At 62.9% G+C, this 19,893-nt stretch carries 21 protein-coding genes and 2 tRNA genes; 17 read left to right on the forward strand and 6 right to left on the reverse strand.

Annotated features, from left to right (window positions below; genetic code table 11):
• The first annotated feature begins 73 nt into the window (after positions 1–73).
• The 10 genes from HU760_RS10230 (at position 74) to HU760_RS10275 (ending at position 10,952) form a co-directional block, all read left to right on the forward strand.
• Positions 74–724 carry a c-type cytochrome gene (locus HU760_RS10230; protein ID WP_186674524.1) on the forward strand — a complete coding sequence of 217 codons (651 nt, stop codon included), beginning with the start codon at positions 74–76 and terminating at the stop codon, positions 722–724.
• Complete coding sequence (locus HU760_RS10235) at positions 721–1,635, forward strand: c-type cytochrome (RefSeq protein WP_186674523.1); 915 nt, start codon at positions 721–723, stop codon at positions 1,633–1,635. The genes HU760_RS10230 and HU760_RS10235 overlap by 4 nt, the downstream gene beginning before the upstream one ends.
• A gap of 255 nt (positions 1,636–1,890) precedes the next feature.
• Positions 1,891–2,730 (forward strand): UTP--glucose-1-phosphate uridylyltransferase GalU, encoded by an 840-nt coding sequence (galU, locus tag HU760_RS10240; protein WP_186674522.1) that lies wholly within the window; start codon positions 1,891–1,893, stop codon positions 2,728–2,730.
• A 97-nt stretch (positions 2,731–2,827) separates the two neighbouring features.
• Positions 2,828–4,183 carry a glutathione-disulfide reductase gene (gorA, locus tag HU760_RS10245; RefSeq protein ID WP_186674520.1) on the forward strand — a complete coding sequence of 452 codons (1,356 nt, stop codon included), beginning with the start codon at positions 2,828–2,830 and terminating at the stop codon, positions 4,181–4,183.
• Between the two features lie 198 nt (positions 4,184–4,381).
• Positions 4,382–4,906: a fimbrial protein gene (locus HU760_RS10250; RefSeq protein ID WP_186674518.1), complete on the forward strand. Its 525-nt coding sequence runs from the start codon at positions 4,382–4,384 to the stop codon at positions 4,904–4,906.
• 62 nt (positions 4,907–4,968) lie between these two features.
• A complete protein-coding gene (locus tag HU760_RS10255; protein WP_186674516.1) occupies positions 4,969–5,706 on the forward strand; it encodes a fimbrial biogenesis chaperone in 738 nt (245 codons plus the stop codon).
• Between the two features lie 13 nt (positions 5,707–5,719).
• A complete protein-coding gene (locus tag HU760_RS10260) occupies positions 5,720–8,203 on the forward strand; it encodes a fimbria/pilus outer membrane usher protein (RefSeq protein WP_186674514.1) in 2,484 nt (827 codons plus the stop codon).
• Between the two features lie 139 nt (positions 8,204–8,342).
• Positions 8,343–8,906, forward strand: a complete 564-nt coding sequence (gene ahpC, locus HU760_RS10265; RefSeq protein WP_054884952.1) for an alkyl hydroperoxide reductase subunit C — start codon at positions 8,343–8,345, stop codon at positions 8,904–8,906.
• A 126-nt stretch (positions 8,907–9,032) separates the two neighbouring features.
• On the forward strand, positions 9,033–10,595 hold the full coding sequence (ahpF, locus tag HU760_RS10270; RefSeq protein ID WP_186674512.1) for an alkyl hydroperoxide reductase subunit F: 1,563 nt from the start codon (positions 9,033–9,035) through the stop codon (positions 10,593–10,595).
• A 168-nt stretch (positions 10,596–10,763) separates the two neighbouring features.
• Complete coding sequence (locus HU760_RS10275) at positions 10,764–10,952, forward strand: hypothetical protein (RefSeq protein WP_170030426.1); 189 nt, start codon at positions 10,764–10,766, stop codon at positions 10,950–10,952.
• 4 nt (positions 10,953–10,956) lie between these two features.
• Here the strand turns inward: HU760_RS10275 and HU760_RS10280 are convergent, their stop codons facing one another.
• The 3 genes from HU760_RS10280 to nhaR form a co-directional block, all read right to left on the reverse strand.
• Positions 10,957–11,604 (reverse strand): YceH family protein, encoded by a 648-nt coding sequence (locus tag HU760_RS10280; RefSeq protein ID WP_186674510.1) that lies wholly within the window; start codon positions 11,602–11,604, stop codon positions 10,957–10,959.
• A gap of 88 nt (positions 11,605–11,692) precedes the next feature.
• Positions 11,693–12,904, reverse strand: a complete 1,212-nt coding sequence (sstT, locus tag HU760_RS10285; protein ID WP_186674508.1) for a serine/threonine transporter SstT — start codon at positions 12,902–12,904, stop codon at positions 11,693–11,695.
• Positions 12,905–13,010: 106 nt separating this feature from the next.
• Complete coding sequence (gene nhaR, locus HU760_RS10290) at positions 13,011–13,904, reverse strand: transcriptional activator NhaR (RefSeq protein WP_186674506.1); 894 nt, start codon at positions 13,902–13,904, stop codon at positions 13,011–13,013.
• Between the two features lie 134 nt (positions 13,905–14,038).
• On the opposite strand from nhaR, the gene HU760_RS10295 reads away from it, so the two are divergent.
• Positions 14,039–14,278 (forward strand): hypothetical protein, encoded by a 240-nt coding sequence (locus tag HU760_RS10295; protein WP_186674505.1) that lies wholly within the window; start codon positions 14,039–14,041, stop codon positions 14,276–14,278.
• A gap of 28 nt (positions 14,279–14,306) precedes the next feature.
• Positions 14,307–15,059, forward strand: coding sequence for a TerC family protein (locus HU760_RS10300; protein ID WP_186674503.1), 753 nt, complete (start codon positions 14,307–14,309; stop codon positions 15,057–15,059).
• A gap of 129 nt (positions 15,060–15,188) precedes the next feature.
• On the opposite strand, the gene HU760_RS10305 is transcribed toward HU760_RS10300, so the two are convergent.
• Positions 15,189–15,365, reverse strand: a complete 177-nt coding sequence (locus HU760_RS10305; protein WP_186674501.1) for a hypothetical protein — start codon at positions 15,363–15,365, stop codon at positions 15,189–15,191.
• 221 nt (positions 15,366–15,586) lie between these two features.
• Between HU760_RS10305 and HU760_RS10310 the strand changes: the two genes are divergently transcribed.
• The gene (locus HU760_RS10310) at positions 15,587–16,273 is read left to right on the forward strand and encodes a peptidase C39 family protein (RefSeq protein ID WP_186674500.1); all 687 of its coding nucleotides are present in this window, start codon (positions 15,587–15,589) and stop codon (positions 16,271–16,273) included.
• A gap of 121 nt (positions 16,274–16,394) precedes the next feature.
• Here HU760_RS10310 and HU760_RS10315 read toward each other — a convergent pair whose 3' ends face one another.
• Positions 16,395–17,678, reverse strand: coding sequence for an NAD(P)/FAD-dependent oxidoreductase (locus HU760_RS10315; protein ID WP_186674499.1), 1,284 nt, complete (start codon positions 17,676–17,678; stop codon positions 16,395–16,397).
• A gap of 203 nt (positions 17,679–17,881) precedes the next feature.
• Here HU760_RS10315 and HU760_RS10320 point away from each other — a divergent pair.
• The 4 genes from HU760_RS10320 (at position 17,882) to HU760_RS10335 (ending at position 19,442) form a co-directional block, all read left to right on the forward strand.
• Positions 17,882–17,958, forward strand: a tRNA-Val gene (locus HU760_RS10320).
• 189 nt (positions 17,959–18,147) lie between these two features.
• Positions 18,148–18,224 (forward strand) — tRNA-Val (locus tag HU760_RS10325).
• A gap of 131 nt (positions 18,225–18,355) precedes the next feature.
• The gene (locus HU760_RS10330) at positions 18,356–18,925 is read left to right on the forward strand and encodes an SPOR domain-containing protein (protein ID WP_186677464.1); all 570 of its coding nucleotides are present in this window, start codon (positions 18,356–18,358) and stop codon (positions 18,923–18,925) included.
• Positions 18,926–19,016: 91 nt separating this feature from the next.
• A complete protein-coding gene (locus tag HU760_RS10335) occupies positions 19,017–19,442 on the forward strand; it encodes a GTP pyrophosphokinase (protein WP_186677461.1) in 426 nt (141 codons plus the stop codon).
• Positions 19,443–19,461: 19 nt separating this feature from the next.
• Here HU760_RS10335 and HU760_RS10340 read toward each other — a convergent pair whose 3' ends face one another.
• A complete protein-coding gene (locus HU760_RS10340) occupies positions 19,462–19,704 on the reverse strand; it encodes a DUF1654 domain-containing protein (RefSeq protein ID WP_186677458.1) in 243 nt (80 codons plus the stop codon).
• Positions 19,705–19,893: the final 189 nt, after the last annotated feature.

Below are 19,893 nucleotides of genomic sequence, written 5' to 3' on the forward strand. Positions count from 1 at the left end.
GGGCAACTGATCACGCTCCTTTTGCTTATATGTTTTAAGCCTAAGCTTATAACAAGAGAAAAGGAGATTCGTGATGATACCGCTGAGTCGCGCCTTGATCGGCAGCCTGCTGATCCTGGCCTGGCCCACGGCGCATGCCGCCGATGGCCAGAAAGTCTTCACCCAGGGCGGGGCCAACCCCGCCGCCATGGCTTGCCTGGGTTGCCATGGCCCGGACGGCAAGGGTATTGCTGCAGCCGGCTTCCCGCGCCTGGCCGGGTTACCTGCCGCTTATCTCAGCAAGCAATTGGATGACTGGCGCAACGGCAGGCGCAAGCAGCCGGTGATGGAGCCGCTTGCCAAGGCCCTGACCGAGGATGAGATCAAAGCGGTCAGCAGCTACCTGGCCAGCCTGCCGGCAGGCCCTGCAGGCGAGCTGCGTCGGCAGCAGATTGCCGCTGACCCCACTACCCGCATGGCCCTGTACGGCGACTGGAGCCGGCAGATTCCTGGCTGCGTGCAATGCCATGGCCCGGGCGGTGGCGGGGTTGGCGAGCATTTCCCGCCTTTGGCCGGCCAGCCCGCCAGTTACCTTGTGGCGCAACTCAATGCCTGGCGTGACGGCAACCGCAGCAATGACCCCAACCAGCTGATGGTCGGCGTGGCCAAGGCCATGACCGATGACGAGATCAAGGCCGTTGCCGCATTCTTCGCCCGCCCCGCCGGCCAGGAGGTCATGCCATGAAACCAATGATTCCAGCCCTGCTGCTGCTGGCCATGGGCAGTACCCAGGCCGCCCAGATCGCCATGGAAGACCAGTCTCAGTTGAAAGTGCCCGGGGTGCAGGCAGCGCCGCAGTTCGTGCCGCCAGCCGAAAGCGACTTGCCCGACAATGCCTTCGGCAAGATGGTGCGTGAGGGGCATGCATTGTTCGTCGACACCCGTCGGCTGATGCCTGAGGCCGTGGGCAACGGCATGAACTGCAGCAACTGCCACCTTGACCAGGGCCGGCTGGCGCATTCCGCGCCGATGTGGGGGGCATACCCGATGTACCCCGCTTACCGCAAGAAAAACGACAAGGTCAACACCTACGCCGAGCGTATCCAGGGGTGTTTCCAGTTCAGCATGAACGGCAAGCCGCCGGCTGCCGACAGCCCGCAGATGACGGCGTTGGCCGTGTACTCTTACTGGTTGTCGACCAAGGCGCCGACGGGCGTGGAGATTGCCGGGCGCGGTTACCCGGAGGTGGCGCAGCCCAAGGGCGGCTACGACTTCAAACGTGGCCAGCAGGTGTACCGCGAGCAGTGTGCGATCTGCCATGGCGACAACGGCGAAGGGCAGCAAGTGGCCGGTGAGTACGTGATGCCGCCGCTGTGGGGCAAGGACTCGTACAACTGGGGGGCCGGGATGCACCGCATCAACACGGCAGCGTCGTTCATCAAGTACAACATGCCGCTGGGCAAGCCGGGCAGCCTCAGTGACCAGCAGGCCTGGGACGTGGCGGCCTGGATCAACCGCCATGAACGGCCGCAGGACCCACGTCTGGTGGAAGGCTCCATCGAGAAGACACGGCTGAAGTTCCACGCCAATGACGGGGTGAACCTGTATGGGCAGAAGGTGGACGGAGTGCTGATCGGGCAGGGCACCGGCAGCTGATGGCCTGTACCGGGTTCTTCGCGGGGAGCTGCGGCTGCAATGCCCTGTGGCAGCGGGTTTACCCGTGAAGAGGCCGGTGCAGGCGAACGCCACCCTGGCCATCCCTGACAGCAATATTTACGTTCCCTTGGAACTATCTACACTGGGTTATCTCTATCTTCCCAACGGTCGGCCAGCGGCAGGGCATTGTAAGGTGACTGCCGCCTGATTAGACTGCGCCGAATTCCACAGGCCTAGCCTTTTGTAAGGACGTATATGATCAAAAAATGCTTGTTCCCGGCAGCCGGTTACGGCACCCGCTTCCTGCCCGCTACCAAAGCCATGCCCAAGGAAATGCTGCCGGTGGTCAACAAGCCACTGATCCAGTATGGCGTTGAAGAGGCACTGGATGCCGGTCTGAACGAGATCTCCATCGTCACCGGGCGCGGCAAGCGTGCCCTGGAAGACCACTTCGACATCAGCTACGAGCTGGAAAACCAGATCAAGGGCACCGACAAGGAAAAATACCTGGTCGGTATCCGTCGCCTGCTCGACGAGTGCTCGTTCTCCTACACCCGCCAGACCGAAATGAAAGGCCTGGGCCACGCCATCCTCACCGGCCGCCCGCTGATCGGCGACGAGCCGTTCGCCGTGGTGCTGGCGGACGACCTGTGCGTCAACCCGGACGGTGACGGCGTGCTGACCCAGATGGTCAAGCTGTACAACCAGTTCCGCTGCTCGATCGTCGCCATCCAGGAAGTCGACCCGCAGGAAACCAACAAGTACGGCGTGATCGCCGGCGACATGATCCGTGACGACATCTTCCGCGTCACCAACATGGTCGAGAAGCCAAAGCCGGAAGATGCTCCGTCCAACCTGGCGATCATCGGTCGCTACATCCTGACCCCGGATATCTTCGACATCATCGCCAACACCGAGCCGGGCAAAGGTGGCGAGATCCAGATCACCGACGCGCTGATGCATCAGGCGCAGAATGGCTGCGTGATTGCCTACAAGTTCAAGGGCAAGCGTTTCGACTGCGGTGGTGCCGAAGGCTACATCGATGCGACCAACTTCTGCTTCGAGAACTACTACAAGACTGGCAAGGCTTACTGATAAGCCCTGCTGGCCGGAAAGCCACCCCTCGGGGTGGCTTTTTTGTTTGCGGCAGCCAACGGCGTTATGCTGGGCGCCTGCCTAGGAGACTGAATACATGGCCTACGATTTTGATCTGTTCGTGATTGGCGCCGGGTCCGGCGGTGTGCGCGCGGCGCGGTTTGCCGCCGGCTTCGGGGCGAAAGTGGCAGTGGCCGAGAGCCGCTACCTGGGCGGTACCTGCGTAAACGTCGGCTGCGTGCCGAAAAAGCTGCTGGTATACGGCGCGCACGTTGCCGACGAACTGGAGCAGGCCGCAGGTTTTGGCTGGACCCTGGAGGAAGGGCACTTCGACTGGGGAACGCTGATCGCCAACAAGAACCGGGAAATCGAACGCCTCAATGGCATCTACCGCAACCTGCTGCTCAACAGCGGGGTCACCCTGCTGCAGGGCCATGCGCGGTTGACCGGTGCCAATGAAGTGGAAGTGGAAGGCCAGCGCTACAGCGCCAGGCATATTCTCATCGCCACCGGTGGCTGGCCACAGGTGCCGGACATCCCGGGCAAGGAGCTGGCCATCACCTCCAACGAAGCGTTCTACCTCAAGCAGCTGCCGCGCCGGGTGCTGGTGGTCGGCGGCGGTTACATCGCGGTCGAGTTCGCCGGCATTTTCCACGGCCTGGGCGCCAGCACCACCTTGCTGTATCGCGGCGATCTGTTCCTGCGTGGCTTTGACGGCTCGGTGCGCACCCACCTCAAGGAAGAGCTGGAAAAGCGCGGCCTGGACCTGCAGTTCAATGCCGACATCCAGCGCATCGACAAGCTCGAAGATGGCAGCCTCAAGGCCACCCTCAACGACGGCCGCGAGTTGCTTGCCGATTGCGTGTTCTACGCCACCGGCCGCCGCCCGATGCTTGACAACCTGGGCCTGGAGAACACTGGCGTGGAACTGGACGAGCGCGGTTTCATCCGGGTCGACGATCAGTACCAGACGACCGCACCGTCGATCCTGGCCATCGGTGACGTGATCGGCCGCGTGCAGCTCACCCCGGTGGCCCTGGCCGAAGGCATGGCCGTGGCGCGGCGCCTGTTCAAACCCGAGCAGTACCGCCCGGTAGACTACCGCAACATCCCCACCGCAGTGTTCAGCCAGCCACCGATCGGCACCGTGGGCCTGACCGAAGAGCAGGCCCTGGAAGCCGGGCACAAGGTGCAGATCTTCGAAAGCCGCTTCCGTGCCATGAAGCTGACCCTCACCGACATCCAGGAAAAGACCCTGATGAAGCTGGTGGTCGATGCCGAGACCGACAAGGTGCTGGGCTGCCACATGGTCGGCCCGGATGCCGGCGAGATCATCCAGGGCTTGGGTATCGCACTCAAGGCAGGCGCCACCAAACAGCAGTTCGATGAGACCATCGGCGTTCACCCGACTGCGGCCGAAGAGTTCGTTACCCTGCGTACCATCACACGCTGATGGCAACCCGGCGGAAAGCATGGCCTCGTATACAGGAGGTCATGCTTCCTACCTCGGTAGGGTAAATTTCAACAGCTCGACTGTTGAGTCAGCCTACAGTTTTCCCGCGTCACCTTACTGATACTGCACCGCGCCGCATCCAGCGGCCGGGGCCCGGCAGCCAATGCCTGGTTATTTCCATGAGTAAAGAGGGTGACTATGAACTCGAAGTCGTTGCTTGCGGGCTGCTGCATGCTGTTCTTCCTGGCGCCGGCAGCACACGCCGATTATGGCCAGATCAGCCTGGACGGCCTGATAGAGGCGCCAACCTGTCAAATCAATGGGGGTAGCGGCAACCTGCCGGTCTCGTTGCCACCGGTGAACGCGGCACTGCTTGCCAGCCCCGGTCAGACTGCCGGAAACACGCCCTTCCAGCTGAACCTCACCAACTGCTCGCCAGGTGTTACCCAGGTGTCGACCTATTTCGAAACTGGCCCGACCATCAGTCCGGAAGGGCGCCTCATCGTGGATGCAGGCGGTAGCGAGAACGTCCAGGTGGAACTGCTCAACGATAAGCAGGCACCGATGAACCTGGCGGCGCCAAAGGGCTCGCAGAACTCGCAGGTGGTACCGATCGTCAGCGGCAATGCGACATTGCGTTACACCGCACGCTACTACTCCACCGGTGGCACTACGCCTGGCCTGGTGGCAACCCGCGTGCAGTACTCGCTGGACTATCCATGACATCTCTCTGAAGGCGGCCCGCTCCAGGGCTGCCTTTTTCAACGTTCCTGAGCACCTACATCATGCGTTTCTTCTCCAACGCCTTGCGGCGCGGCCTGCTGCTGGTCGTCTGCCTGGCATCACCGCCGCTTGCCGCCAATGTGGTCATCGCCAACACGCGGGTTGTGTTTCCTGCCGATCAGTCCGAAGTCACGGTCAAACTGAGCAATGTCGGCAGTACACCCTCGCTCGTTCAGGCCTGGGTCGATGATGGTCGGCCCCAGAGCCAGGTGCAGGACCTGCAGGTGCCGTTCAACGTGATGCCCGCCATGTTTCGCCTCGATGCTGGCAAAGGGCAGAGCCTGAGGCTGTTTCATGGCGGTGATGCAATGCCCGCCGACCGCGAAAGCCTGTATTGGCTCAATGTGCTTGAAGTACCCCCCAAGGGTTGGGGCAATGCGCTGCAGGTGGCGCTGCGTTCACGCATCAAATTGCTGTATCGGCCGGCAGGGCTGCCGGGGAAGGCCGTTGACGCCCACCGCCGGGTTACCTGGCAGTTGCTGCGTGAAGGCCAGCAATGGGTGCTGACGGCCAGCAATGCCAGCCCTTATGTGGTCAACCTGGCCAGGGTGACCGTGGAGCATGACCGCCAGCCCCCACTGGAACTTGGCCCCAACCACGTGCTGCCGTTCGCCAGTACCCGCTTCAGCGTCGAGCGCCTGGCGGGCCAGCCAACTGCTCGACTGCACTATGCCTTCATCGATGACTACGGGGCGGTGCGTGACGCGCCGCAAGCGGTGACCGTGCACCTGGCAAACTGAGGCGCAGTGTACGATGCGTCAGCCATTGCCATTCAACCTTCGTTGCCGTTCAACCGCGGGTGTGTTGCTGGGCTTGCTCGCATCCCCGGCAAACGCCATCGAGTTCGATGCCGGCCTGCTCCGCCAGGGAACCTCAGCCGACCTGCGCCGCTACGAACAAGACACGATAGTGCCCGAGGGCAGGTACTCTCTCGACGTGATGCTGAATCAGCAGTGGCTGGGGCGCCATCATGTGCTTTTGCGGGCGCAGGGGCCAAGTGGTCAGGCGATACCTTGCTACAGCGAAACCTTGCTGCAGAAGCTGGGCGTGGACCTGCGCCGCCTTGGCCGTGAGAGCACCGACCTGCTCGCCCAGGATGAAGCCTGCGCAGGGCTGAGCAGCATCGTTGCGGAGTCCCGTGAAACGCTGGATTTCGCCAACTTGAGGCTGGACCTGAGCATCCCGCAGCAAGCCTTGCAGCGCTTGCCCGGCGGATACCTGCCGGCGGAAAACTGGGACAGCGGCATCACTGCCGGCTTTTTCGACTACCGCCTGAACCTGTATGAGCAGCATGACCTTGAACAGGGCAATGCCACGCGCCAGGCCTATCTGGGGGTACGTTCCGGGTTCAACAGCGGCCGCTGGTACTGGCGCCACGAAGGCAGCTGGCAGGCTTCCTCAGGTATCGCTTCGCGTTATCAAGCCACTGCAACATCGGTGCAGCGGGATATTCCCGGCTGGGCTGCGCAATTGACCATCGGCGATAGCTATAGCCGGTCGGAAGTGTTCGAGGGCAGCGCCATGCGCGGCATACTGCTGGGCAGCGACCAGCGCATGCTGCCGGAGCAGCAACGCGGCTTTGCCCCAGTGGTGAAAGGCGTCGCCAACAGCGTCGCATTGGTGAGCATTCGCCAGCGTGGTGTGCTGATCCATGAATCCACCGTCGCGCCGGGCCCGTTCGAGATCGATAACCTGCACGCCAGCGACCTGCATGATGACCTGGAGGTGACGCTGCGCGAGGCGGATGGCAGTGTACGCACCTTCATTCAGCCCTATGCTGCCGCGCCACTGGCTCTGCGCCCCGGTGCAAGGCGTTTCGAACTGGCCAGTGGCGTCTGGCGTCAAGCATACGGGCGCTCGGGCCCGGGCTTCGTGCAAGGCAGTTGGCAGCAAGGCCTGGACAACCACCTGAGCGTGCACGGCGGTATCTGGTTGGCTGAGGATTACCTGGCCAGTGCCATGGGTGTCGCCATGAACACCGGGCTGGGCGCCCTGGGCCTGACGGGGTTTCACGCCAGTGCCGAGCCTGCCCGGAATCGGCAGGTTCGTGGCCAGGCCTGGCGGTTGGGCTGGCGTCAGCGCTTGAGTACTACCGGCACCGACTTGAGCGCGACGTTGATCCGTAGCGAGGGACCAGGCTATTACAGCTTCAACGACTATGCCCGTGCCGTGGGTGGTGCGCGGATCGACCCGCTGCGTTGGCAGGCCGGCCTGGGTGTGGATCAACCGGTGGGAGATCGGGGCGCTCGCTTCACTTTACGGGCCAGCCTGCGACAGCATTGGGCCGGCAGGGGGCGTACCGAAAGCTACAGCGTCGGCTACAACAACCACATCGGGACGCTCAGCTATGGCATCAACCTGAGCCGCGAGCAGGCTGTGACAGGCCATGCTGTCGATGCCCTCATGTTCACTGCCAGCATGCCGCTTGGCGGGCGACGTCGCTCGTCGGTCAGTACGGTCCTGAACAGCGATTCGCGCGGTCAGGGCAGCGCCAGCGTTCGTTGGCGAGGCGTGACCGGTGAGTACGGCCAATGGGGCCATGGGCTGGCGCTGGTGCGCCAGGACGGCGAGCGGGCCGACAGTGGTTTTGACGCCAACCTGCAGCACCGCGGGGCGAGTGGTGATCTGCAGGGGTCGTTGTCGAGCCGGCGTGGCTATCGCCAGGCGACGCTGGGGGCGCAAGGTGCTGTGGTCGCCCATGCCGGTGGCGTGATCAATGCGCCGCCGTTGGGCGAGAGCTTCGCCATCGTGCATGCGCCCGGTGCCGATGCTGCGCGCTTGCGGCAGCACCCGCAGGTCAGTCTCGACCGGCGCGGTTTCGCGGTCATGCCATCGCTGTTGCCTTACCACGTCAACACGATCGAACTTGACCCCAAAGGTATGTCCCGCGATACCGAATTGCAGCTGACCGCCCAATCGGTGGTGCCGCGGGCTGGTGCTGCCTCGTTGTTGCACTACCCGACGCGCAGCGGTCGCCACTTCACCCTGCGGGCTCGTTTCGCGGATGGCAGCGCACTGCCTTTCGGCGCGCTGGTCTTTGCCGGGCAGGCCGGTGAGCAGGCCCTTGAGTTGGGCATGGTCGGGCAGGGGAGCCGGCTGCATGTGCGCACCGACAGGGATGCCGGCACGCTGCTGGTCAAGTGGGGCGACGCGCCTGATGAGCAATGTTCACTGGTTTACCAGCTGGCCGACAGCCAGCTGCAGCGGGTGCACACCTGCAGGCGCGGGGAGGCTTAGAAGGCAAAGCAGCTATCAAGGCCGAGGCTTTATAGCCAAAACCAATGACGCGCATGAGGTTTGCCAATGAGCCTAATCGCCGACCAGCGGTTAGGATTCTCTCCGTCAACTGATTCCAACCCATGAAGGAGCGTCTCTCATGCCTATCATCAACAGCCAGGTCAAACCGTTCAACGCCACCGCCTACCACAAGGGCGAGTTCGTCCAGGTCAGCGAAGCCGACCTGAAAGGCAAGTGGTCTGTCGTGTTCTTCTACCCGGCCGACTTCACCTTCGTCTGCCCGACCGAACTGGGTGACCTTGCTGACAACTACGCCGAGTTCCAGAAACTGGGCGTGGAGATCTACGGTGTGTCCACCGACACCCACTTCACCCACAAAGCCTGGCACGACACTTCGGAAACCATCGGCAAGATCCAGTACCCGCTGATCGGTGACCCGACCCACGTCATCTCGCGCAACTTCGACGTGCTGATCGAAGAAGCCGGCCTGGCCGATCGCGGTACCTTCGTGATCAACCCGGAAGGCCAGATCAAGATCGTCGAACTGAACGACGGTGGTGTAGGCCGCGATGCTGCCGAACTGCTGCGCAAGGTGAAGGCTGCCCAGTACGTCGCCGCCCACCCGGGCGAAGTGTGCCCGGCCAAGTGGAAAGAAGGCGAAGCCACCCTGGCGCCGTCGCTGGACCTGGTCGGCAAGATCTAAGTCCGTGAGCAAGCCGTGGGCGGTGTGCAGCCGCCAAAGCTGAACCCTCTACCGCCCCGTAGAAACGCCCGGGCGCCATCGCCTGGGCGTTTTTGTATCCGAGTTTTGAAAAAGGAATCGCCCCGTATGTTGGACGCCACGCTTAAATCGCAACTGAAAACCTACCTGGAGCGGGTCACCCAGCCGATCGAGATCGTTGCTTCCCTCGACGACGGCGCGAAGTCCCGCGAATTGCACGACCTGCTGGTGGAAATCGCCGGCCTGTCGAACCTGATTACCCTGCGCGTGGATGGTGATGACGCCCGTCGTCCGTCATTCTCGCTCAACCGCCCGAATGGCGAGATCAGCCTGCGCTTTGCCGGCATCCCCATGGGCCACGAATTCACCTCGCTGGTGCTGGCCCTGCTGCAAGTCGGCGGCCACCCGTCCAAGGCCAGTGCCGAAGTGATCGAGCAGATCCAGGCGTTGCAAGGCCAGTTCACCTTCGAAACCTACTTCTCGCTGTCGTGCCAGAACTGCCCGGACGTGGTCCAGGCGCTGAACCTGATGGCCGTGCTCAACCCCAACGTGCGCCACGTGGCGATCGACGGTGCGCTGTTCCAGGCCGAAGTGGAATCGCGCAAGATCATGGCGGTGCCGAGCATCTACCTGAACGGCGAAGTGTTTGGCCAGGGCCGCATGGGCCTGGAAGAAATCCTCGCCAGGATCGACACCAGCGCAGGCGCTCGCCAGGCCGAGAAGATCAACGCCAAGGATGCCTTCGACGTGCTGGTGGTCGGTGGTGGCCCCGCTGGCGCCTCGGCAGCCATCTATGCCGCGCGCAAGGGCATCCGCACCGGTATCGCGGCCGAGCGGTTCGGCGGCCAGGTACTCGATACCCTGGCCATCGAGAACTTCATCTCGGTGCAGGAGACCGAAGGGCCGAGACTGGCCACGGCCCTGGAAGAACACGTCAAGCAATACGACGTCGACATCATGAACCTGCAGCGCGGTGAAGCGTTGATCCCGGCCACCGATGGCGGCCTGCATGAAGTACGCCTGGCCGGCGGCGCCTCGCTCAAGGCCAAGACCGTGATCCTGGCCACCGGAGCGCGCTGGCGCGAAATGAACGTGCCGGGCGAGCAGGAATACCGCGCCCGTGGCGTGGCCTACTGCCCGCATTGCGATGGCCCGCTGTTCAAGGGCAAGCGCGTGGCGGTGATCGGGGGTGGCAACTCGGGTGTGGAAGCGGCCATCGACCTGGCCGGCATCGTCGCCCAGGTGACCTTGATCGAATTCGACAGCCAGTTGCGCGCCGATGCGGTATTGCAACGCAAGCTGCACAGCCTGCCGAACGTCAAGGTGATCACCAGCGCGCTGACCACCGAAGTGTTGGGCAATGGCGAGAAAGTGACCGGCCTGCGCTACAAGGACCGCACCACGGAGCAGCAGCACGAGGTAGCGCTGGAGGGTATCTTCGTGCAGATCGGCCTGCTGCCGAACACCGACTGGCTGAAGGGCAGCGTGGAGCTGTCGCCGCGTGGCGAGATCATCGTCGATGCCAAGGGCCAGACCAGCATCCCGGGTGTGTTCGCTGCCGGTGATGTGACCACGGTGCCGTACAAGCAGATCGTGATTGCCGTGGGCGAGGGCGCCAAGGCTTCGCTGGCAGCCTTCGATCACCTGATCCGCACTTCGGCGCCGGCATAAGCCTGGGCCGGCCTCTTCGCGGCTAAAGCCGCTCCTACGGGTACTACGCAGGTTTCGAAAACTGTGCAGTACCCGTAGGAGCGGCTTTAGCCGCGAAAGGGCCGGCACAAGCAAAGCAACAACCAAGGATGTCTATGCTTACTGCAGACACCTTCAGGAACCCGACCCATGACCCTGATCAGCCGCGAACCCTGGTGGCTAGTCCCGCCCAAGCCCGGGCAACAAGAGCAAGACCTGCACTGGGGCTACCTGGAAATCTACGCCGACGGCCGCACCGTGTTCGTCGACCAGCGCCCCACTGACCGGGAGCTGGCCGAGCGCAAGAGCTGCCGCAATTTCCCCGACCCGGAGCCGTGACGGCTCAGCCTTCCAGCGCGGCCAGGCGGGCCTCCAGCGCGGCAATGCGGGCTTCGAGGGCTTCGACACGTTCTTCCGACACACTCCCGGCACTGCTGCGTGAGGCGCCTTCCTGCTGCCGAGCAGCCAGGATCGCCTCGATTTCTGCCGGGTCGCCCAAGGCGTGGGTATAGCGGTCTTCACGCTGGCCGGCCTGGCGTGGCAGGTGCAAGGCCAGGCCGCGCGCGATCAGGCGCTCAAGCTGATGCTGGACCTGTTCGATGTCATCGAAATCATGCAGGCGGTTGCTGCGGGTCAGCAGTTCGTTGAGGGTTTGCGGCCCGCGCAGGAACATCAGGCCCATCAGCACCAGTTGTGCTGGCACCAGTTCCAGCGCCTTGTCCAGCCGATGCTCCCAGCGATCAGCGCGGCTGCCCATTTGCAGCCGGGCCATGTCTTGCCCTTCGAGGGCGCGCAGGGCCTGGCCGACCTGGCCTTGGCTCAGGTTCATCACTGGCTCGCGGCTGGTTTTCTGGTTGCAGGCCAGCACCAGGGCATTGAGGGTCAGCGGGTAGCTTTCCGGGCTGGTGGCCTGCTTTTCGATCAGCGAGCCGAGGATGCGGATCTCGATGCTGTTGAAACGGCCTTCGCCTGCGGTTTGGTGTTCTGACATGGCCCTGTCTCATTGCTGGGGAAAGGCCACTAGGGTAGGTAATGCCATCGTACAAGGCAATTGGGGCCGCAAAGCGGCCCCTGTTACCTCAAGCGTTGCGCCGCTCTTCAGCCTGGCACGCCGCCGCGGTGAACAGCACATCGGTCGAAGAGTTCAGTGCCGTCTCGGCCGAATCCTGCAGCACGCCGATGATGAAGCCCACCGCCACCACTTGCATGGCAATCTCGCTGGGGATGCCAAACAGGCTGGCCGCCAGCGGAATCAGCAACAGCGAGCCGCCCGCCACCCCCGATGCACCGCAGGCACAGATTGCAGCCACCACGCTGAGCAGCACCGCGGTCGGCATGTCCACCACGATCCCCAGGGTATGCACCGCCGCCAGGGTCAGCACGGTAATGGTGATGGCAGCACCGGCCATGTTGATGGTAGCGCCCAGCGGGATCGACACCGAATAGGTGTCTTCATGCAGGCCAAGGCGTTCCGACAGGGCCAGGTTGACCGGGATGTTGGCTGCCGAGCTGCGCGTGAAGAACGCGGTGATACCGCTTTCGCGCAGGCACAACAGGGTCAGCGGGAAGGGGTTGCGGCGAATCTTCCAGAACACGATCAGCGGGTTCATCACCAGCGCCACGAACAGCATGCAGCCGATCAGCACCGCCAGCAGGTGCAGGTAGCCGAGCAGGGCGTCCAGGCCCGACTGGGCGAGGGTGGCGCTGACCAGGCCAAAGATGCCCAGCGGGGCGAAGCGGATGACCACGCGTACGATCAGGGTCACGCCAGTGGACAGGTCCTCGACCACGTTGCGGGTGGTTTCGCCAGCGTGGCGCAGGGCCACGCCCAGGCCGATGGCCCAGGTCAGCACGCCGATGAAGTTGGCATTGAGCAGGGCGTTGATCGGGTTGTCGACCGCGCTCAGCAGCAGGTTCTGCAGCACTTCGCCGATGCCGCCCGGGGCGCTCAGCGTGGCCTCGCTGGCGCTCAGTGCCAGGGTCGACGGGAACAGCATGCTGGCGACCACGGCGACTACCGCGGCGCCGAAGGTACCCAGCAGGTACAGCCAGAGAATCGGCCGAATATGGGTTTCCTGGCCGTGGCGGTGGTTGGCGATCGAGGCCATGACGAGGATGAATACCAGCACAGGAGCCACCGCCTTGAGGGCGCTGACGAATACCTTGCCGAGGAAGGCCATGTCACGGGCGATGGCAGGCGCAAGCAGGGCCAGGGCAATACCGGCGATCAGGCCGATGACGATCTGGGTCACCAGGCTGGTGCGGTTGATGAAGCGGAGGACAGGGGTCATGTGCAGCGGTATCCCGACATGTTCGAAAAGGGCGCGACTTTACCATAGACCTTTGTCGAACAGGGGTGGCCTCTTCGCCGGGTGGCCCGCGAAGAGCCCACCCCGGTTACCAATGAAACAACTCCCGCCGCGCCCCCTCGGTAATCGCCACAATTCCCGGGTGCTTGACCTTGCGCTCCACGGAAATGGCATAGAACGACTCGTGTACGGCCTCGGTCTGCCCGATCAGTTGCACACCGTACTGGCGGCACACCTCCTCGGCGATCACGCTGGGCGCGACGAAGATGCCGCTGCCCGATTGCCCGAACGCCTGCATCAGCGCACTGTCGTCGAATTCGCCGACGATCCGCGGCTGCACCTGCTGCTCGCCCAGCCAGCGCAGCAAGCGGCTGCGTACCACGGTCTCCTGGCCGGGGATCAGCAAGGGCGCATCCTGCAAGCAGCCGGGGAAGGGCCCGGCATGCTGTCGGGCCAAGGCCGGGGTGGCGAAAAAGCTCAGCCCGCACTCGCCCAGCTTCTGGCTGTAGCCCTTGATATCCAGGTGGCTGGGCATGGGGCTGTCGGAGATGACCAGGTCCAGGCGCTGGATCGCCAGGTCGGCCAGCAACCGTTCAAGCTTGTCTTCGCGGCAATTGATGCGCAGCACATCGTCGAGCTCCATGGTCGGCGCCAGCAGGCGGTAGACGATGGACTTGGGCACCACGTCCGCGACGCCGACGCGAAACAGGATCTGCTCCTGCGGGCCGGCCCGCAACATCGCCTCCAGCTCGCTACCCAGCTGGAACATCTGCTCGGCATAGACCAGCGTCTGGCGCCCGGTTTCGGTCAGTTCCAGCTGGCGCCCGACGCGCTGGAACAGTTCCAGACCATAGGTCTGTTCGAACAGGCTGATCTGCCCGCTGATGGTTTGCGGCGTCAGGTTCAGCTGTTCGCTGGCGCGGGCGATGCTGCCGGTCTTGGCCACGGCCCAGAAGTAGTGCAACTGCCGGTAGTTGAGCATCGGTGTTTTTCCGGATTCGTAAAAACCGAAGTATAACCGCTGAAAAAACGAATTTTCCTGATGTATTGCACCTCTTTAAAATGCGCTTCCATCAGGCGCCCTGTGCGCCACCGGAACCCACAAGCGAGGAACCCATGCTGCAATTCAAATCCATCGGTACGCCGCTGGTGCTAGCCTTGGCCCTGTTCACCCTGGCTGGTTGCGAGCAGGCGGAGAAGTCTGCCCAGCAGTTGCTCGACCAGGCCGCGCAGTCGGCCAAGCAGGCGATCGACGACACCAACAAAGCCGCTCAGCAGGCCTTGAGCGAGGCCATCGGCAGTGACGGGCGCGCGCCCGAGAACGCCGACAAGCACAAAGACACCCAGGAAATCTGACCCCAACCGCTGCTGCAGGATGTGAACAATGGAATACTTGCTGGAACTCGTCGCTAGCCCTACTGCCTGGGTTGCCTTGGCTACGCTGGTGGCCATGGAAGTTGTACTGGGCATCGACAACCTGATCTTCATCTCCATCCTGACCAACAAGCTGCCGGTGGAGTATCGCTCCAAGGCTCGCCGTATCGGTATCAGCATGGCCCTGGTCATGCGCCTGGCCTTGCTCAGCACGGTAGCCTGGATCGTCCAGTTGACCGACCCGGTGTTCGAAGTGTTCGGCAACGCCTTCTCCTGGAAGGACGTGATCCTGATCGCCGGTGGCCTGTTCCTGCTGTGGAAGGCGACCAAGGAAATCCACGAAAACGTCGACCCGCACGGTGCCAAGGAAGAAGCCAAGGTTTCCTCGACGGTTACCCTGGGCTTTGCCGCGGCGATCTTCCAGATCCTGTTGCTGGACATCGTCTTCTCGGTCGACAGCATCATCACCGCCGTGGGCATGACCGAGCACCTGCCGATCATGATCATTGCCGTGATCACCGCGGTGATCGTCATGATGGTGGCCGCCGACCCGCTGGCCAACTTCATCAACGACAACCCGACCGTGGTGATGCTGGCCCTTGGTTTCCTGATCATGATCGGCATGACGCTGATTGCCGAAGGTTTCGGCGCCCATGTACCGAAGGGTTATGTGTATGCGGCCATGGCGTTCTCGACGGCGATCGAGATCCTCAACATCCTCGCCCGTCGGGCGCGGTTGAAGCGCGAGGCGGCGCAAGGGTGATGTAGCAAGGGGCGCGTTGCGCCCCATTCGCGGGCAAGCCCGCTCCCACACGGACAGCACCGCTTTCAAGGCCTGTGCTGCCCCTGTGGGAGCGGGCTTGCCCGCGAATGGGGATGAGGAAATTGCTGCTCAGTGCACCCCGGCATGCCGTCGTGCCCGGTGCGCAGGTTGCATCCGGGCAGGGGCCTGCGGCGGCAGGTGATGGTGGGAATGGCGCCGCACGATACGCATCACGCCCCACAGCATGGCGGCTGCGACGCTCAGCCACATGCCCACCAGCATGAGAATTGCCACGGTCAGGCTCATCTGTGCCTCCATCTCTACGGGCCGCGCTCGGCCAGCCGGCGCTTGCCTTACAGACACTCCTTTAGTCTAGCCTTTCGCCTGTGACGTTCCATTGACCAAAGGTCTATTGTTTGGCCGTTTCGCTTCTGGCCGGTGCCGGGCTATACCCGCGTCGCTGTCCACCCTATGATCGATGGCGGAGCCGGGCGCTGCCTGCCTGGCGTTGGAACAAGCGAGTGTCCATGGAGCAAGATTCCTTCAAGTCGGCAATCACCGCCTCGCGCCGGTTGCTGCTGGCCTGCCTGATGGCAGCCAGCCTGGCCGGCTGTGCCGGTACGCCACCTGCAAGCCTCAATAGCCTGCCGCAGCGGGTCGAAATCAGCAGCGTGCCGTTCTACCGGGGCAACGCCAACCACAGTGGCGCCATGGCCCTGGCGGCGGTCCTGTCGCAGCAGGGCGCGCCCATCCCCCCGGGGCTGCTGGACCAGCCGTTGAACCTGCCCCAGGGCGCCGACGCGCTGGACAGCAGTATCCCTCGGGTGGCGCGTGACTACGGCATGGTGGTGTATCCGCTGGACAAGCAGCTGGACGCGCTGCTGATCCAGGTGGCGGCGGGCAACCCGGTATTGTTGCGTTATGAGGATGGCGCGGCCTGGTGGGGTGAGCCACGTTATGCCGTACTGATTGGCTATGACCGCTACAAGCAACGGGTGCTGTTGCGCTCGGGCATGCACCGGCGACAACTGATGGCGTTCGATGATTTTGCCTCGGCATGGGCCAGGCAGGGGAGTTGGGCGGTGCTGGTGCAGCCACCGCGGCAACTGCCGGCCCAGGTCGACCGCCAGCGCTGGTTGCAGGCTGCCGATGAACTCGCCCGTGCGGGGCAGGAGATTGCGGCGAAACAGGCCGTCAACAGCCTGGGCAAATAGCTTTTATCTGTACCGGCCCTTTCGCGGGTGAACCCGCTCCCACAGGAAACCCGCTGCCCTCAGGTCCAGTGATGTCCCTGTGGGAGCGGGTTTACCCGCGAAGAGGTCAGGCCTGCCTACATCAGAAGCCCAGGCGATCGCGCAGGCTGTAGTACCAGGCCCCCAGGGCGCTGAACGGCACACGCAGCATCTGCCCGCCCGGGAACGGGTAATGCGGCAGGCCGGCGAAGGCATCGAAGCGCTCGGCCTGGCCACGCATGGCCTCGGCCAGCACCTTGCCTGCCAGGTGGGTATAGGTCACCCCGTGGCCCGAGCAGCCCTGCGAGTAGTAGATGTTGTCGCCGATACGGCCGACCTGAGGCAGGCGCGACAGGGTCAGCAGGAAGTTGCCGGTCCAGGCGTAGTCGATCTTCACGTTCTTCAGCTGCGGGAAGGCCTTGAGCATCTTCGGACGGATGATCGCCTCGATGTTGGCCGGGTCACGCGCGCCATATACCACGCCACCGCCGAAGATCAGGCGCTTGTCACTGGTCAGGCGGTAGTAGTCGAGCAGGTAGTTGCAGTCCTCGACGCAGTAGTCCTGCGGCAGCAGGGTGCGCGCCAGTTCCTCGCCCAGCGGCTCGGTGGTGATCACCTGGGTGCCGCATGGCATGGATTTGCTGGCCAGCTCCGGTACCAGGTTGCCCAGGTAGGCGTTGCCGGCAACGATGATGAACTTGGCGCGGACCTTGCCCTGCGGGGTGTGCACCACCGGGTTGGCACCACGCTCGATGCGTACGGCCGGGGTTTGCTCATAGATGATGCCGCCCAGCGACTCGACCGCCGCCGCCTCGCCCAGGGCCAGGTTCAGCGGGTGAATGTGGCCACCGCTCATGTCCAGCATGCCGCCCACGTAGTTGTCGCAGGCAACCACTTCGCGGATACGCTTCTGGTCCATCAGCTCCAGCTGATTGTGGCCAAAGCGTTCCCACAGGCGTTTTTGCGACTCCAGGTGGCCCATCTGCTTGCTGGTGAGGGCAGCGAACACGCCACCGTCCTTCAGGTCGCACTGAATGTTGTACTTGGCCACGCGCTCACGAATGATGCGCCCGCCTTCGAAGGCCATCTGGCCCAGCAGTTGCGCCTGCTTGGGGCCGACCGTGCGTTCGATCACATCGATGTCACGGCTGTAGCTGTTGACGATCTGGCCACCGTTACGGCCTGACGCGCCGAAGCCGACCTTGGCTGCTTCGACGATGCTGACCTTGAAGCCGTTCTCCAGCAGGAACAGGGCGCTGGACAGGCCGGTATAGCCGGCGCCGATGATGCACACATCGGTTTCCACCTCACCCTGCAGCGCCGGACGTGGCGGCACCGGGTTGGCCGAGGCGGCGTAGTAGGACTGGGGGTAGGGGGTGTTTGCCATGCTGCAGGAACCTCGTGTTTTATATTTTTAACGAATGTACCGATGCTATCAATAATAATAAACACCCGCTAGTCGTCCGTTGAAAATCCTTTACTCGGCCCGGGCCCGCGCACCTTTCTATAAAGAGTTTATGATTCAGTAGCTTAGCGCGAAAAAAAGTGTTGACAGGGGTTTTGGAATGCGTAGAATGCGCACCACACGACAGGCACATAGCTCAGTTGGTTAGAGCACCACCTTGACATGGTGGGGGTCGTTGGTTCGAGTCCAATTGTGCCTACCAAATCGAAGAAGGGGTGATCCGCAAGGGTCACCCCTTTTTTCATTGCGATTCCACGTGGCGCCGGGCCGTTGCGTTGGCGATTGCGACGCCAGGCTGCCCCGTCGCATGCGGTTATCGAAAGTTTTTGATTTTTCTGAAAAAAACGCTTTACAGCCGTGTATTTGATCTCTAATATGCGCACCACACGACAGGCACATAGCTCAGTTGGTTAGAGCACCACCTTGACATGGTGGGGGTCGTTGGTTCGAGTCCAATTGTGCCTACCAAATCCGAAAAGGGCGATCAGCAATGATCGCCCTTTTTGCTATGCGCAAGAGGCAGGCTGTAACGTTTGGTCGCGGTTCGGTGCATTGCCCGGCGTGCTAGAATCCGCCTCTTCGAATCTGGAGGTACACGCGTGCGCAAACTGGCTGTGGTAATGGCACTGTTCGCCCTGGCGGGCTGTGAAAACGAAGTCGAAGGCGTGCACAAGCAAGTGGCCGAACACCTGCACAACCCAAAGACTGCCAAGTTCGGCAACGTGCGGATCGACACCCAGGGCACCATCTGTGGCCAGGTGCGTGGCAAGGACGATGCCGGGCAGTACGAGCCCTACCGCAGCTATGTGGCGATCAAGCGTGATGGCCAGTACGAAATCATCGTCGATGACAGCGGCAACAACCTGCGCATCCGCGAGATGTGTGGCGGCGCCGACCTGCAGCGCCGCGCCGAGGCCCTGGCTGGCCAGCCGGCCCCGCAAGGCTGGGACGTGGAAGTGATCCAGGGCGCCAACATGGGCGCGCTCAGCGACATGACCGCACGCCTGATCGAGAAGGGCATTCCGTCCTCGGTGGAGTACCGCAACGGCAAGCCCGTGGTGCTGATGGGGCCTTTCCCGACCCGTGAGGAAGCCGAAGCCCGCAAGGCCGAGGTCATGGCCAAGCTGGGTACCGACTCGGTCGTGATCCAGCACGGCGCCGCTCGCTGACTGAAAAGCCTTGCGCAGCCGCTCCTGCACGGTCCGCGGCGGCACAAGTTTAGCTATGCTTGGCAGGAAGAAGCCGAACGGGGAGGGCCTCATGGCTACACTGGAGCGGGCCATTGCCGTGGCCGCCAGGGCGCATGAAGGGCAATACGACAAGGGTGGCGCGGCGTATATCCTCCACCCGTTACGCGTAATGATGCGGGTTTCCACACCTGAACAACGGATTGTCGCGGTGCTTCACGATGTGATCGAAGATACCCCGCTGACCCTATCCGACCTGGCGCGCGAAGGTTTCGCGCTGAAAATCCTCGCCGCCTTGCTGGCGCTCAGCCGCCGCAAGGGCGAGGCCTACCAGGATTTCGTGGTGCGCCTGGGCGATGACCCTCTGGCGCGCACTGTCAAGCTGGCCGACCTGGCCGACAACAGCGACCTTTCGCGCATTCCATGCCCAGGCCCTGCCGACCTGGCGCGGTTGGCCCGTTACCGCGAGGCCAGTGCCTATCTGCAGGCGCTGGCCTGAGGGCTGCGGGCGCCTGCAGTCAATCTTCCTTGGGCACGGTCCAGAAAATCTGCACGCCGCCATCGTCGCGATGGGCGAGGGTGACGTTGTCGTTTTCGGCGATTTCCGCGAGCAAGGTTTCCCAGTCTTCGGGTGTTTCCTGTTCCAGGCGGAAGATCAAGGCCGCCCGGCTGCGCTGGGCAGTGGGGCTGTTGATGATCTTCTGGATGCGCATACCCAGTAGTTGATAGCTGTTTGGGGTGGCGGAGGCAGTGTTGGACACGGGTGTTTCCCTTGTTTTTGCTGTATACGCATACAGTATTTCACTGTAGGTTATTTCGCAACAGCTTGTCGGCACAACCTCTGCACGCCGTACCGGGCAGTATTCCTGCCGGGATTTCATGCAAGCGCAGGAAAAGGTGTTCGGTTTTGCAGAAGTTTTCTGGATAATCCTCCTGGCAGTTCGTTGACC

Source organism: Pseudomonas oryzicola (assembly GCF_014269185.2).
Classification (GTDB): domain Bacteria; phylum Pseudomonadota; class Gammaproteobacteria; order Pseudomonadales; family Pseudomonadaceae; genus Aquipseudomonas; species Aquipseudomonas oryzicola.

Bases quoted from the DNA above. Each gene is read 5' to 3' on its own strand.
- HU760_RS10300 (WP_186674503.1), top strand. From the start codon at position 14,307: ATGGAATACTTGCTGGAACTCGTCGCTAGCCCTACTGCCTGGGTTGCC.
- nhaR (WP_186674506.1), bottom strand. From the start codon at position 13,904: ATGCTCAACTACCGGCAGTTGCACTACTTCTGGGCCGTGGCCAAGACC.
- sstT (WP_186674508.1), bottom strand. From the start codon at position 12,904: ATGACCCCTGTCCTCCGCTTCATCAACCGCACCAGCCTGGTGACCCAG.
- HU760_RS10255 (WP_186674516.1), top strand. From the start codon at position 4,969: ATGCGTTTCTTCTCCAACGCCTTGCGGCGCGGCCTGCTGCTGGTCGTC.
- HU760_RS10250 (WP_186674518.1), top strand. From the start codon at position 4,382: ATGAACTCGAAGTCGTTGCTTGCGGGCTGCTGCATGCTGTTCTTCCTG.
- HU760_RS10335 (WP_186677461.1), top strand. From the start codon at position 19,017: ATGGCTACACTGGAGCGGGCCATTGCCGTGGCCGCCAGGGCGCATGAA.
- HU760_RS10275 (WP_170030426.1), top strand. From the start codon at position 10,764: ATGACCCTGATCAGCCGCGAACCCTGGTGGCTAGTCCCGCCCAAGCCC.
- HU760_RS10260 (WP_186674514.1), top strand. From the start codon at position 5,720: ATGCGTCAGCCATTGCCATTCAACCTTCGTTGCCGTTCAACCGCGGGT.
- HU760_RS10295 (WP_186674505.1), top strand. From the start codon at position 14,039: ATGCTGCAATTCAAATCCATCGGTACGCCGCTGGTGCTAGCCTTGGCC.
- gorA (WP_186674520.1), top strand. From the start codon at position 2,828: ATGGCCTACGATTTTGATCTGTTCGTGATTGGCGCCGGGTCCGGCGGT.
- ahpF (WP_186674512.1), top strand. From the start codon at position 9,033: ATGTTGGACGCCACGCTTAAATCGCAACTGAAAACCTACCTGGAGCGG.
- HU760_RS10235 (WP_186674523.1), top strand. From the start codon at position 721: ATGAAACCAATGATTCCAGCCCTGCTGCTGCTGGCCATGGGCAGTACC.
- HU760_RS10310 (WP_186674500.1), top strand. From the start codon at position 15,587: ATGGAGCAAGATTCCTTCAAGTCGGCAATCACCGCCTCGCGCCGGTTG.
- ahpC (WP_054884952.1), top strand. From the start codon at position 8,343: ATGCCTATCATCAACAGCCAGGTCAAACCGTTCAACGCCACCGCCTAC.
- HU760_RS10230 (WP_186674524.1), top strand. From the start codon at position 74: ATGATACCGCTGAGTCGCGCCTTGATCGGCAGCCTGCTGATCCTGGCC.
- HU760_RS10280 (WP_186674510.1), bottom strand. From the start codon at position 11,604: ATGTCAGAACACCAAACCGCAGGCGAAGGCCGTTTCAACAGCATCGAG.
- HU760_RS10315 (WP_186674499.1), bottom strand. From the start codon at position 17,678: ATGGCAAACACCCCCTACCCCCAGTCCTACTACGCCGCCTCGGCCAAC.
- HU760_RS10305 (WP_186674501.1), bottom strand. From the start codon at position 15,365: ATGAGCCTGACCGTGGCAATTCTCATGCTGGTGGGCATGTGGCTGAGC.
- galU (WP_186674522.1), top strand. From the start codon at position 1,891: ATGATCAAAAAATGCTTGTTCCCGGCAGCCGGTTACGGCACCCGCTTC.